At 67.4% G+C, this 13,221-nt stretch carries 13 protein-coding genes; 8 read left to right on the top strand and 5 right to left on the bottom strand.

Annotation, left to right across the window (positions count from 1 at the left end; genetic code table 11):
• Positions 1 to 21: 21 nt before the first annotated feature.
• From KW843_RS05900 to KW843_RS05890, 3 genes are all read right to left on the bottom strand, one after another.
• The gene (locus tag KW843_RS05900; RefSeq protein ID WP_218294125.1) at positions 22 to 852 is read right to left on the bottom strand and encodes an ABC transporter permease; all 831 of its coding nucleotides are present in this window, start codon (positions 850 to 852) and stop codon (positions 22 to 24) included.
• A gap of 12 nt (positions 853 to 864) precedes the next feature.
• Positions 865 to 1,986 (bottom strand): glycosyltransferase family 1 protein, encoded by a 1,122-nt coding sequence (locus KW843_RS05895; protein ID WP_218294124.1) that lies wholly within the window; start codon positions 1,984 to 1,986, stop codon positions 865 to 867.
• 191 nt (positions 1,987 to 2,177) lie between these two features.
• A complete protein-coding gene (locus KW843_RS05890) occupies positions 2,178 to 2,420 on the bottom strand; it encodes a TIGR04438 family Trp-rich protein (protein ID WP_218294123.1) in 243 nt (80 codons plus the stop codon).
• Positions 2,421 to 2,526: 106 nt separating this feature from the next.
• On the opposite strand from KW843_RS05890, the gene KW843_RS05885 reads away from it, so the two are divergent.
• Positions 2,527 to 2,832, top strand: coding sequence for a c-type cytochrome (locus tag KW843_RS05885; RefSeq protein WP_218294122.1), 306 nt, complete (start codon positions 2,527 to 2,529; stop codon positions 2,830 to 2,832).
• 127 nt (positions 2,833 to 2,959) lie between these two features.
• Here the strand turns inward: KW843_RS05885 and KW843_RS05880 are convergent, their stop codons facing one another.
• Complete coding sequence (locus tag KW843_RS05880; RefSeq protein WP_218294121.1) at positions 2,960 to 3,445, bottom strand: LapA family protein; 486 nt, start codon at positions 3,443 to 3,445, stop codon at positions 2,960 to 2,962.
• Between the two features lie 404 nt (positions 3,446 to 3,849).
• On the bottom strand, positions 3,850 to 5,844 hold the full coding sequence (acs, locus tag KW843_RS05875; RefSeq protein WP_218294120.1) for an acetate--CoA ligase: 1,995 nt from the start codon (positions 5,842 to 5,844) through the stop codon (positions 3,850 to 3,852).
• A 187-nt stretch (positions 5,845 to 6,031) separates the two neighbouring features.
• Here acs and KW843_RS05870 point away from each other — a divergent pair, with 187 nt between their 5' ends.
• The 7 genes from KW843_RS05870 (at position 6,032) to KW843_RS05840 (ending at position 13,103) form a co-directional block, all read left to right on the top strand.
• Positions 6,032 to 6,640 (top strand): TIGR00645 family protein, encoded by a 609-nt coding sequence (locus tag KW843_RS05870; protein ID WP_255591377.1) that lies wholly within the window; start codon positions 6,032 to 6,034, stop codon positions 6,638 to 6,640.
• Between the two features lie 61 nt (positions 6,641 to 6,701).
• A complete protein-coding gene (locus tag KW843_RS05865) occupies positions 6,702 to 7,796 on the top strand; it encodes an RDD family protein (protein ID WP_218294119.1) in 1,095 nt (364 codons plus the stop codon).
• 196 nt (positions 7,797 to 7,992) lie between these two features.
• The gene (locus KW843_RS05860; protein WP_218294118.1) at positions 7,993 to 8,859 is read left to right on the top strand and encodes an intradiol ring-cleavage dioxygenase; all 867 of its coding nucleotides are present in this window, start codon (positions 7,993 to 7,995) and stop codon (positions 8,857 to 8,859) included.
• A 237-nt stretch (positions 8,860 to 9,096) separates the two neighbouring features.
• Positions 9,097 to 9,399, top strand: coding sequence for a hypothetical protein (locus KW843_RS05855; RefSeq protein WP_255594561.1), 303 nt, complete (start codon positions 9,097 to 9,099; stop codon positions 9,397 to 9,399).
• A 20-nt stretch (positions 9,400 to 9,419) separates the two neighbouring features.
• Positions 9,420 to 11,018, top strand: coding sequence for an ATP-binding protein (locus KW843_RS05850; protein ID WP_218294117.1), 1,599 nt, complete (start codon positions 9,420 to 9,422; stop codon positions 11,016 to 11,018).
• Positions 11,015 to 11,713, top strand: a complete 699-nt coding sequence (locus tag KW843_RS05845) for a response regulator (RefSeq protein ID WP_010460588.1) — start codon at positions 11,015 to 11,017, stop codon at positions 11,711 to 11,713. Before KW843_RS05850 ends, KW843_RS05845 begins: the two co-directional genes overlap by 4 nt.
• A 313-nt stretch (positions 11,714 to 12,026) precedes the next feature.
• A complete protein-coding gene (locus KW843_RS05840; protein WP_370628440.1) occupies positions 12,027 to 13,103 on the top strand; it encodes a DNA topoisomerase IB in 1,077 nt (358 codons plus the stop codon).
• The last annotated feature ends 118 nt before the right edge of the window (positions 13,104 to 13,221 follow it).

Raw genomic sequence — 13,221 nt, 5'->3', positions numbered from 1 at the left:
CCGACCCCGAAAGCGCCCGCATCACAGCCAGTACACGATCCGGCGCCGGATCACCACGTACTGCCAGAAAAAAACCAGCGCCAGCAGCACGACCATGCCGCCGGCCGCCCCCCAGGTCCGCATGCTGGGCACGGTCCCCATCAAGGGACTGCGCACCAGGTCCAGGAACAGGGCCAGGGGATTCAGGTGCACCACCCACTGGGCCCGTTCGGTCAACTGGTCCGGCACCCACAGCACGGGCGTCACAAAGAAACTGACCTGCATGAGGCTGCCCGTGGCCACCGTGACATCACGGAAACGGGTGGCCAGGCCCCCTAGTATGGCGACCACGAAGCAGGCGGCGGCCAGCGTCAAGGCAGCCGCGCCGAGCAAGGCCCACCACTGCACGTCCCCCAGCCGCCCCGACCAGAGCAGCACCGCCAGCACGATGACCGCGCTGTGCAACATCAGAAGGGAGCACCGGAACACGGTGCGAAAAACAAACGCCATCTTGGGATAGGGCGTCTGCTTCAAGAAGGCGTCCGCGCCGATGTAGGTCAGGCAGCCCTCATTGATCAAGGCGCTGAAATACCCGAACAGCACATGCCCCGCGCAAAAATAAGGCAAGTACCAGTCCGGCGGGTACTTGAACAGCTGCGCACCGATCAGGCCGAAAGCGATGATGAACAAGGCCGTGTGCAACGCAATCCACACGGGGCCCAGGAAGGTGCGCCGGTACTGCTTGGCGACATCGTTCCATCCCATGAAGCACCAGAACCTCCATGCGAGCATGGCGCCGCGGATATCGCGCCACAGCAGCTGAACCTGGCGCTGTCGCGCCGAGACGGAGGGGCTGTGGGTCGCTGTGGTCATCGCAGAAATATTTCAAGCCATCGACTCGTAGACACGCAAGGTTTTTTCGGCGCACGCCTGCCAGCTGAACGCCTGCACCCGGTCACGCCCCCGTGCCACCAGCCGGGCCGCAAGCTCAGGCTGCTCCGCGATGCGGCGCATCGCATCCGCGATCTCATCGGTGCGAAGAGGGTCGATCAGCAAGGCCGCGTCACCCGCGACCTCGGGGATCGATGTCGTGTTGGACGCCACCACCGGCACGCCGGCAGCGAATGCCTCCAGCACCGGCAAGCCGAAACCTTCGTGCAGCGACGGAAACACCAGGGCGGTGGCCCGCTTGATCACGACCTGAAGCTCCGCATCCGGCAGATGCCGAAGCCACCGCACATGCTTCAATCCACCCCCCGTGAAGCGTGCAACGACGTCATCGCACCCCCAGCCCGGCTTGCCGACGATGAGCAAGGGGTACTCGCGCTGCAGATGCTCTGGAAGGCTCGCGTGCGCCGACAGCAGGCGGTCGATATTCTTGCGCGGCTGCAGGGTGCCCACGCTCACGAAATAGTGATCGGGCAGCGCATGCCGCGATCGCACGGCCTCATGCAGGGCCGCGTCCAGAGGTACGAACCACTGGGCCCCGACTCCCAGCGGAATCGCGGTGATCCGCTCCTCGGGCAGGCGGAAATGGATGGCGATCTCCTGGCGGGAATACTCCGAAATCGTGATGACATGCTGCGCCCAGAAGGCCGTGCGCCGCCACAACTCATTTTTCAGGCTCTTGAAACGGTATCTGACCCACTCCGGGTTCGACAGCGGTATGGCATCGAAGATCGTCGCCACCACCGGGATTCCGCGCAGGCGCGGCACCAGGTGGTCGGTGGCATGCACGAGATCGGTCCCCTTCCCCAGTGCGCGGCGTGCGTGGCCAAAGTCCACCCCTACCAGCGTCGCGGCCAATGCCTGCCAAGCAAAGGAGCCAAACGGCATCGCGGGTGTTGCTCCCCGCCACACACTGGTCGGCGCGTCGAATACATAGGGCTGCAACCGTGCCGCCTGCGGCATGGCCGCCATCAGCTCCCGAGTGTAGGTGCCAATGCCATCCACGCCGCCCTGCTGGATAGAACGTGCCAGCACGCTGACACCAAAGGCCACATTCATTGGACCACCTCAACGTGGATGATCCTCAGCATGCCGTAGTCGCTCATCAGGCACTCGGGTCGCAAATCGGCTTCTACCCTCATGCGGCAGAGCTGTTCCTGTTTTGTCATGTACAACGGTGATCGGTTCTTCTTGTGGCGCAGCCTTGTACATCCGCGCTGGCGGTGCGAGGAACAAACGCAATGGACTGTCTAGCGTGGCTTGCGCGGGCGCATGCCCAGGGCTTCCTTGTTCTTGTTGATCCGGTCCTGCTTGCGCTGGTCCATCTTTTCCATGGCTTTACGTTTCGTATACCCTGTGGAATCCGCCCAGGCCCACCATAGGGCCGTGGCGGCAAAGGGTGCCAGCACCCACCACCAGGACCAGTTGGCCACGGGTCCGATCTCGAAATACTTCAGTGCCAGAAGCACCAGTGAAAGACCCAGCAGGTACATCGCGATCTCCAGAAAACGCCGGGTTGACGACAGACAAATGCCTGTCAACCCAACTCACTACAATTCCATTAAAAGAACTGTAACCCAACCCACAGGAAATCCCACCATGAAGCGTACCCTGATCACCCTTGCCATGACGCTGTCGGTTGCGGCACCCGCCATGGCCGATCTGGCCCTGGCGACCTCGAAGAACTGCATGGCCTGCCACGCCGTGGACAAGAAGCTGGTGGGTCCTTCGTACAAGGACGTGGCCGCCAAGTATGCGGGCCAGAAGGATGCCGTGGACAAGCTGGCCGCCAAGATCATCAAGGGTGGCGCGGGCGTATGGGGTCCGGTCCCGATGCCGGCCAACGCGCAGGTCAACGATGCAGAGGCCAAGAAGCTGGCGGCTTGGGTGCTGACGCAAAAGTGATGCGCCTTTGATGGACTTACGGCGGGGGGCTGCATCGCCCTTCCCCGCCCCTTGCGGCCGTGCCAGATCCCTGTCACGGCCGCAAACGTTTCCGGGCCCTGCCGCCCGCGCCTCGCGCAAGCGGGGATCAGACGAGTGGCGGCACCACGGGCGCGGGCTCCAGGCCCCGGGTGCGCAGCTGGTGTTCCAGCTGCCCCACGTAGGCCGCGGTGGAATTGTCGGATTCGGCGACCCGCGCCGCCAGGCGCGCCTCCAACTGGTCCAGCCGGGTCAGCAAGGCGGCGTGCGCCTGATGGTGCTGGGCATCCAGGAAGGTGCGCAATTCCGTGAACCGCGAGGCTTCTGCCTTGTCGGCCAGTTCACGCTGGACTTGCATCTCCTTGCCGTGGCGCCGCGTCTCCATGAGCACGGACCCCTGGAGGGACAGGACGTAGGCCAGGAAGAATATCCCCAGCAGGGCCGTCAGGGCCAGCATGATGAGGCCCAGCGGTGCCTCGAAGACCACGATCCCCAGGGAGACCAGGGCGGGAGCGGCCAGGGTGGGCCAGTTGAGCGCCGCGAGTATCGCGATGGCCAGCACCGTCAACAAAAGTACTATGGAACGCAGATGCATGGGAAACCTCCGGTATGCAGCGCCCAGGCATGCAGCCTGGGACACGATGCCGCCGTTGTAACCCATGCAGGGGCCATCCCGCGCCGCGGGGGAGCGGTTTCAGTCGGTGTCCTACAAGGGGCCGCGCACGCCTTCGGGCTGGACGGCACCCCGTTGCCGATGGCGAGGTTCCCGTGAACGGTGAACGCCAGCCACGCCCCCACGCAAGGCCCCCCACCACGCTGATTTGCAGGCGCAGCGCGCCCGCGCCCCGCGGCGGTGCACCGCCCTCTGGTCAGTTGGCCTTGGCCAGCTGGTCCAGGATTGCCGGATTCTGTGGCCACGTCACATCGCCTGTGGCGACATGAGTGGCCCCAAACCCGCAGGCGCTGCACGCTGGCGCCGCATGCACGGCACCTCCTGGATCAGTTGGTCTGGGCCAACTGATCCAGGATTGCGGGGTTTTCCAACGTGCTCGTGTCCTGCGTGATGGCTTCCCCCTTGGCGATGCTGCGCAGAAGGCGGCGCATGATCTTGCCGCTGCGGGTCTTGGGCAGGTTGTCGCCAAAGCGGATGTCCTTGGGCTTGGCGATGGGGCCAATCTCCTTGGCAACCCAGTTGCGCAGCTCGTTGGCGATCTGCTTGGCTTCCTCGCCGGTGGGGCGCGAGCGCTTGAGCACCACGAAGGCGCAGATCGCCTCGCCGGTCACATCGTCGGGGCGGCCCACCACGGCGGCCTCCGCCACCAGGTCGGTCTTGGAGACCAGTGCCGATTCGATCTCCATCGTGCCCATGCGGTGGCCCGACACGTTGAGCACGTCGTCGATGCGGCCCGTGATGCGGAAGTAGCCCCGGTCGGCGCTGCGCACGGCGCCATCGCCAGCCAGGTAGTAGCCCTTGAGCTCTTCGGGGAAGTAGCTCTTCTTGAAGCGCTCGGGATCGTTCCAGATGGTGCGGATCATGCTGGGCCACGGGCGCTTGATGACCAGGATGCCGCCGGCGCCGTTGGCCACATCGTTACCGGTCTCGTCCACGATGGCTGCGGTGATGCCGGGCAGCGGCAGCGTGCAGCTGCCGGGCACCAGCGGCGTGGCGCCGGGCAGCGGGGTGATCACGTGGCCGCCGGTCTCGGTCTGCCAGAAGGTGTCCACGATGGGGCAGCGCTCGCCGCCCACGTTCTTGTGGTACCACATCCAGGCCTCGGGGTTGATGGGCTCGCCCACGCTGCCCAGGATGCGCAGGCTCGACAGGTCCGACCGCGCGGGGTGCACGGCGGCGTCGGCCTCGGCCGCCTTGATGAGCGAGCGGATGGCGGTGGGCGCGGTGTAGAAGATCGTGCACCGGTGCTTTTCGATCATCTGCCAGAAGCGCCCGGCGTTGGGGAAGGTGGGAATGCCCTCGAAGATGATCTGCGTGGCGCCAGCCGCCAGCGGTCCATAGGCCACGTAGGTGTGGCCGGTGATCCAGCCGATGTCGGCCGTGCACCAGAACACGTCGTCCGGGCGCAGGTCGAAGGTCCAGTCCATGGTGAGCTTGGCCCACAGCAGGTAACCGCCGGTGCTGTGCTGCACGCCCTTGGGCTTGCCGGTGGAACCGCTGGTGTACAGGATGAACAGCGGGTGCTCGGCCCCCACGGCCACCGGCGGGCAGTCGGTGCTCTGGCCCGCAAGCGCCTCGGCGAAGGTCTTGTCGCGCCCCGCCACCATGTTGCAGGCCGTGGATGTGCGTTCATAGACAAACACGTTGCGCAGCGTGTCGCAGCCGCCCGTCGCCAGGGCCTCGTCGATGATGGCCTTGAGCGGCAGCTCCTTGCCGCCGCGCATCTGGTAGTTGGCCGTGATGACGGCCACGGCCCCCGCGTCGATGATGCGCTCATGCACCGCCTTGGCGCTGAAGCCGCCAAACACCACGCTGTGCGTGGCGCCGATGCGCGCGCAGGCCTGCATGGCGATCACGCCCTCGATGGTCATGGGCATGTAGATCAGCACGCGGTCGCCCTTGTTCACGCCGTGGGCCTTGAGCGCGTTGGCGAACTGGCTCACGCGGGCCAGCAGCTCCTTGTAGGTGATCCTGGTGACGGTGCCGTCGTCGGCCTCGAAGACGATGGCGGTCTTGTTCTCGGTGGGCGTGCCGATATGGCGGTCCAGGCAGTTGGCCGAGGCGTTGAGTTCCCCATCGGCGAACCACTGGAAGAAGGGTGCGTTGGATTCATCCAGCGTGCGCGTGAAAGGCTTGGTCCACTGCACGTTCTCGCGGGCCAGGCGGGCCCAGAAGCCTTCGAAGTCCTTGTCGGCTTCGGCACACAGCGCATCGTAGCCCGCCATGCCCGAAATGCGGGCAGCCTTGACGACCGCATCGGCGGGCGGGAACACGCGGTTCTCAACCAATACGGACTCGATCGCGGATGTGGGCGCACTCATGGTGTTGTCTCCTGGGTCTGATGGAATTGGAATTGGGCGGTACTGTCGGACGCGGCACTTACAAGCCACTGACTGGCACGAAGCTTACAGAATCGCCAGTGCCGGGCAGGGAAGAAGGCACCTGTGCGCGAGGGGCTGTCACGCGGCACCCCTAAAATCGCGCGACCCAAGTCCCACCCTACATTCCATGTCCCTCCCCCCAAATCCCGCCACCCCGTCGCCCATGCGCCCCTTGCCGTCGCTGATCTTTGCCAGCCGCTGGCTGCAGCTGCCCCTGTACCTGGGCCTGATCCTGGCGCAGGCGGTGTACGTGTTCCACTTCTGGGTGGAGCTGGTGCACCTGATCGAGGCAGCCTTCGGCAACACCGCCGCGCTCAAGCAGCTGGTCTCCAGCATCGGCTACAAGAGCGATTTCGAGGTCACCGCGCTCAACGAGACCATCATCATGCTGGTGGTGCTGGCGCTGATCGATGTGGTGATGATCTCCAACCTGCTGATCATGGTGATCGTGGGCGGGTACGAGACCTTCGTCTCGCGCCTGCACCTGGAAGACCACCCCGACCAGCCCGAATGGCTGAGCCACGTGAACGCCTCGGTGCTCAAGGTCAAGCTGGCCACCGCCATCATCGGCATCAGTTCGATCCACCTGCTCAAGACCTTCATCAACGCCGCCAACTACGACCTCAAGGTGCTGATGTGGCAGACCATCATCCACGTGGTGTTCCTGCTGAGCGCGCTGGCCATCGCGCTGACGGACCGCCTGATGGCGCACACCGCGCCGCCCGCACGGCACTGAGCCCCCACCCCGCGAGGAGGCCGCCTGGCGCGGCCTCTTGCCCACCCCAGGCGCACCCTCCATGCAATGCCCCCGCTGCAACTGGCAGAACCATGCTTCCTACACGCAGTGTTTCAGTTGCCAGGCGCCGCTGGTGGCGGACATGCCCGCCCCGAGGGCCCCGGCAGGCCGGGGGCAGCCCGCCCAGACACCCGCGCCGGCGCGGCTGGTGGAGGTGTTTCCGGGCACCATGGCGCGCCTGGGTGCCACGCTGATCGACGGCGCATGCATGGCGGCCTTTCCGGTCGCGCTGGCGCTGGCCTGGGTGTTCGCGCGCCCGGCCTTCGACAGCGCCCCGGGCGCCACGTACCCGGCCGCGCTGGCGCTGGGCATCCTCGGCCTGTTCCTCCCCGCGCTGATGGATGCGCTGGGCCAGGGCTCGGCGGGCAAGCGGCTGCTCGGCATGCGGGTGGCGACCCGCACGGGTGAACGCCCCGGCATCGCGCGGTCCGTGCTGCGGCACTTTCTGAAGTATTCGCTCACCCTGGCGCTCACGCTGGCCGTGCCGTTCCTGCTGCACCGCCTGCTGACCGCCCTGTTTGGCGAGCGGGGCCTGCACAGTTCGATCACGGGCACGTTCGTGGTCTCCCGCCACGCCAGCGATACCGCCATCCAGCAGGCAGTGGCCCTGGTCCGCGGGCCCGGCTGGTTCCTCAAGGCGCTGGTGATGCTGGGCGGGGTGGCCGCCTTGAGCTTTGCGGCCATGGTGGCCGTGGCGCTGTGGCACCAGGGAGAGGAGCCCGCCAATCCGCGCCGCGAAGCCGTGCGCCAGCTGGACGGCGCCGCGCGCACGGTGCTGGGGCTGGTGGAGAACCACTACCGGAGCACCGGCGCCTTTCCCGCCAGCGCCGCCGCCATCGGCCTGGGCCGGCCCGGGCAGCTTCCCACCGGCTTCCAGGCCATGGCCATCGATCCGGCCAATGGCGTGGTGCGGCTGACCATTGCCGACAGCTCAGGCGACCGGGCGCTGGCTGGCAAGCACCTGGTCTACACCCCCGTGCTGCGCACCCGCAAGCAGCAGACGGACATCCACAAATGGCAGTGCGGCAGCGACGACATCGTGCGTGGCGACCGGTCCTTCAGCTGCCGGCACGAGGCCACCGGGGCGGCGAAGTAAGCCCACGAAGCCCGCCCGGCGCCGCGCAGTGCGCTTGCATCCGGCGCCCACGGTTTCCGGCAAAAACCGCTTTTTCGCTTTAGGGACAAGCGCTGATAGCTATTTAATTTATAGCACTCCAAGGGAGCAGCGGCTCCCTAATTTCTCCCCAATCGGACGGCACAGTGCAGGCCATACCCACTTGCAGGAGCCATCCATGGACCGCCTCCCCTTCCCCGAGCCCCTGGCCGCCGCCGCACAGGCCCCTTCCAACCGCCGCCTTGCGCTGAATGCCCTGGGTTCGCTGGGCGTGGCCACGCTCCTTGGCTGCGGGGGCGGGGGCAGCGACACCGAAGCCAGCGACACGACCGAGGCCACCGGCACGGGGACCGGAACGGGAACGGGAACAGGTACGGGCACCGGGACAGGCACCGCCGCCACCTGCTCGGTTGTTCCGGAGGAAACCGCCGGCCCCTACCCGGCCGACGGTTCCAGCGCCAGCAACAACACCTACAACGTGCTGGCGCTCAGCGGCATCGTGCGCTCGGACATCCGCAGCTCCATCGGCTCCTCCACGCAGGTCAGCGGCGTGCCGTTCACCATCACCATCACGCTGACCAACACCAACGCAAGCTGCGCCGCGCTGTCCGGCTACGCCATCTACCTGTGGCACTGCACGCAGGACGGCAACTACTCCGTGTACAGCTCCAGCAACATCGCCGACAACTACCTGCGTGGCGTGCAGGCCACCGATGCGAGCGGCACGGTCACCTTCACCACCATCGTGCCCGGCTGCTACGCGGGCCGCATGCCCCACATGCACCTGGAGGTGTACCGCAGCCTGGCCGCCGCCAGCAGCGCGAGCAACAAGATCAAGACCACGCAGCTGGCCTTCCCCACCGCGCTGCTCAGCACCATCTACAGCGCCAATTCGGGCTACAGCGCCAGCGTGCGCAACCTGGCCTCCATGTCGTTCGCCACGGACAACGTCTTCAGCGACGGCACCACGCTGGAGATGACCACCATGCAGGCCAACAGCGGCGGCGGGTACTCGGCCAGCATCACGATCTCGATCGCAGCTTGACTGAAAGCCCCCCTGAGTCGCCTTCGGCGCCTTCCCCCGGAGGGGGACGCACCCGGTGGTCCGGCGAAGCCGGTTCCTCGGGTGCACTGGCCTGGGCGGCGCCGGTTTCTGACAACGTGCCCCACCCGTCAACCGCTTTCCTTAATCCATTGCGCCCTCAGACGCGCCGCGCCGGTAGCACGTGCTGGCGCTGACTTGCTGATCTCCTTTCTCCACAACACTGAAAGAAAAAACACCATGCCTATGCACTCTCTTCGTCCCCGCTGGCTGGCCCGCGTGGCGCTCACGACCATGCTGGCTGCAATATCCGCCACCCCCGTGCTGGCGCAATCCCAGGGCCGGCAGGACCCACCCGCGCCGCCGCCCGAGGCCTATGCCGCCTGCAAGGGCAAGACCGAAGGCGCCAGCGTGACGTTGACCATGCCCGATGGCAAATCGCTCGCAGGCACATGCCGCACAATGGGCGGCACCCTGGTGGCCATGCCCGCAGGCGGGCCTGGCGGCCCCGGCGGAGCAGGCGGCCCGCCCCCCGCCCGCTGACGACACCTGCTCCCCTATCGATGCCCCACCTGACCCTGCACCGCAAAGCCTTCATCGCCCTGGCCGCCCTGCTGGTGGCCTTGCTGCTGATTTTTGCGGGCTTTTCGCGCCTGGGTCTGCAGCGGGGCCTGGGGCCGTATGTGGCAGAGATCGAACTGGCCCGCATGGGCTGGCTGGCCGAGCGCCTGCAGGCCCACCACACGCAGACGGGCGGCTGGGACACCCTGCGCAACCAGCCCCACCTCTGGGGCCAGCTCAGCCACCCGGGTGGCAGCCTGCGCCGATCAGGCACCCAGGGCGTGGAAGGTTCACCCCCCACCGACCGCGGCGGACCACCCGGCATGCCCCCCGAACTGGCTAATGGCAACCCGGCAGTGGGCCGCAGCATGCAGCGGCCCCCGCCACCGCCCCCCGACGGCGGCCCGCCCCCGGGCGAACGCAGCGCGGGTGGCCCACAACGCCACCCCGATGACCTGTTCCCCCGCCTGGGCCTGGTGGATGCACAGCAAAACCTGGTGGCAGGTGCCACGCCCCAGCCCGGCAGCGCGCGCCTGGCCCTGACCGGTGCCGATGGCCAGACCATCGGCCAGCTGGTGCTGGCCCCCCCGCAGGGCGTGCGCAGCGAGGCCGATCAGGCCTTTCTGGCGCAACACCTGGGCTTTGTGGCGTGGACAGGCCTGGCCGGCCTGGCGCTGGCACTGCTGCTGTCGGGCTGGCTGGCACGGCGCTGGCTGGCGCCGGTCGAAGCCCTGGCCACCGGCGCACGCGGCATTGCGCAGGGCCACCTGCACACCCGTGTGCCTGTGCACGGCAACGATGAACTGGCCCAGCTGGCCCGCACCTTCAACACCATGGCCGAACAACTGAGCAGCATCGAGTCCTCGCGCCGCCAGTGGCTGGGCGACGTGGCCCACGAGCTGCGCACCCCCCTGGCCGCCATGCGCGCCGAGATCGAAGCCGTGCAGGACGGCGTGCGCCCCTTTGACGACAAGACCGCGCTGCGCCTGCACCGGCAGGTGATGCGCCTGATCCAACTGGTGGGCGACCTGCGTGCCAGCCTGGACGCCGCTGGCACCAGCGCGCCATCGGCCCAGGTTCCCGTGCACCCGCTGTCGCTGCTGACCGAAGCACTGGCGTCGATGCGCCCGCGCCTGGCGCAGGCCGCCATCGATGTAGATACCACGGGCCTGGACGCCCTGGCCGCGCGGTCGTCCGTGTCAACGCCCGCCCCAATACCCGCCCCATTGGTGCGCGGCGACGCGCAGCAGCTGCACCAGGTGTTTTTGAACCTGCTGGAAAACAGCCTGCGCTACACCGACGCGGGCGGCCTGCTGCGCATCGCAGCGCGCCTGCTGCCACCGGCCGATGGAGCCCCCCAACTGCAGGTGCAACTGGACGACAGCGCGCCCGGCGTGCCCCCCCACGAGCTGCCACGCATCTTTGACCGCCTATACCGCGCCGAAACCTCGCGCAACCGCGACCATGGCGGTTCCGGCCTGGGCCTGGCGATCTGCCGCGCCATCGTGCTCGCGCACGGCGGCACGCTGGTGGCCGACACCTCCCCCCTGGGCGGTCTGCGCATCACGCTGCAACTGCCACTGCTGGACAACCCCTCATGAGCCACCGCATCCTCGTCGTCGAAGACGAACCCGACATCGCCGCCATCGTGGTCGACTACCTGCGCCACGCGGGCTATACCGTTGAGCACCAGGCCGATGGCCGCGCGGCGCTCGCCAGCATGCTGGCCGCGCCGCCCGACCTCACGCTGCTGGACATCATGCTGCCCGGCATGGATGGCCTGGAGGTGCTGCGCCAGGCACGCCGCCACACACAGCACCCCATCATCATGCTGACCGCACGCGTCGAAGAAGTGGACCGCCTCATCGGCCTGGAGCTGGGCGCGGACGACTACATCTGCAAGCCTTTTTCGCCGCGCGAAGTGGTGGCGCGCGCCAAGGCCGTGCTGCGCCGCACCGCCGCCGCGCAAGAGCCCCCGGCAGCCACCACCACGGTGGCGGCGCTGATGCTGGACGAATCGCACTGGCAGGCCACACTGCACGGCACGCCACTGGGCCTCACGCGGCGCGAGTTCCGGCTGCTGCAGGTGCTGGCCCGCCAGCGCGGGCGCATCTTCTCGCGCGCGCAGCTGCTAGACCAAGCGTACGACGACACGCTGGACGTGAACGAGCGCGCCATCGACAGCCACATCAAGAACCTGCGCAAGAAGCTCAAGGCCGCCAGTGCCGATGGCAGCGACTGGATTCGTTCGGTGTACGGCGTGGGTTTTGCCCTGGACCCGACTGCGGCCGATTGAGCGTGGTCCGATCAAGCAGGTTGCTAGATTTTTTGTAGCTATTGGCGCTTATCCAATAAGCGCAGGAGCCATTTTTTTACCCACAATGGTGGCACAACAGGCTACCGATTCGGTCCCTGTCTCACCCCTGCGCACGGAGCGCACCTACAGCGCCACCGCCCGGGCACAGGTGTGATCGGGGCCACGCACTGGCCCTTACCACCTGCTCGCCCCGATGCACACTCCCTCCCCAACGCCCCGCGCGCCTGCGCCAGCCCGGCCCCCAACGCGCCCACAGAAGCTGCCCGGTGGGCTGGTGTACGTCACACCCGCCATGCCCGGCCTCACCCGCGTGCGCAACGGCGCCAAGGCGTTTCGCTACCGCCAGCCCGATGGCCAGTGGCTCCAAGACCCGGATGAGATCACCCGCATCAATCGCCTGGCCATCCCGCCCGCCTACACCGACGTCTGGATCTGCCCGCTGCCCAACGGCCACCTGCAGGCCACTGGACTGGACGCACGCGGGCGGCGCCAGTACCGCTACCACCCGCAGTGGCGCAAGCAGCGCGACGAGGGCAAGTTCGAACACATGCAGGCCTTCGGCCGGGCGCTGCCGCGCATCCGCGCCCGCGTGGCCCGCGAGCTGGCGGCGCACCGCAGCGGCCAGCCGCTGACCCGCAGCCTGGTGCTGGCCACCCTGGTGCGCCTGCTGGACACCACCTTCCTGCGCGTAGGCAACGAGGAATATGCCACCACCAACAAATCGTACGGCCTGACCACGCTGCGCACGCGGCATGCGCAGGTCAAGGGTAGCCAGCTCAAGCTGCGTTTTCGGGGCAAGAGCGGCGTGCAGCAGGAGGTCGAGCTGAGCGACCCCCGTGTGGCCCGCGTGGTGCGCCACTGCCGGCAGTTGCCCGGGCAGGAGCTCTTCCAGTACGAAGATGAGGACTGCACCCCGCGCACCGTGGGCTCGGGCGACGTGAATGACTACCTGCGCGAGATCACGCACGGCGCGTCCGACACCGACTGCGATCACTTCACCGCGAAGGACTTTCGCACCTGGCACGGCACCACGCAGGCGCTGGAGCTGACGCGCCTGGCGTGCACCCAGACCGACGCCTCCGGCGCGGCCGACAAAAACGTGCGCTACAGCGCCAAGGCCATCCTGGCCGAGGTGGCGCGCCAGCTGGGCAACACGCCTGCCGTGTGCAAGAAGTCGTATGTGCACCCGGCCGTGCTGGATCTGGGCTCGCGGCTGGCATCCGACGCGGGGCCGGGCATGCAGGAGGTGTGGAATCACATCGGCAGCACCACATCGCCACGGGGCCTGAGTGCGGCGGAGCGCCGGCTGCTGGCGTTTCTGCGCAAGCCACAAAGGCAGCACAAGGCGCGCCCCAGCGCCAAAGCGTAGGCAGGGCTGCGGCACCCGGCGATGGGGTGTCGCGCAAGTGCCGTGCAGGACCATCGCGGTGCGGGCTGTATCGCTAAACTGGCATGCTGCGCCTTGTCACCGTCTTTCCGCCCGGCCC

The organism is Acidovorax sp. sif1233 (assembly GCF_019218755.1).
Classification (GTDB): domain Bacteria; phylum Pseudomonadota; class Gammaproteobacteria; order Burkholderiales; family Burkholderiaceae_C; genus Acidovorax.
Note: the sequence above shows the minus strand (reverse complement) of the source record. Positions and strands in the feature narration are given on the sequence as shown.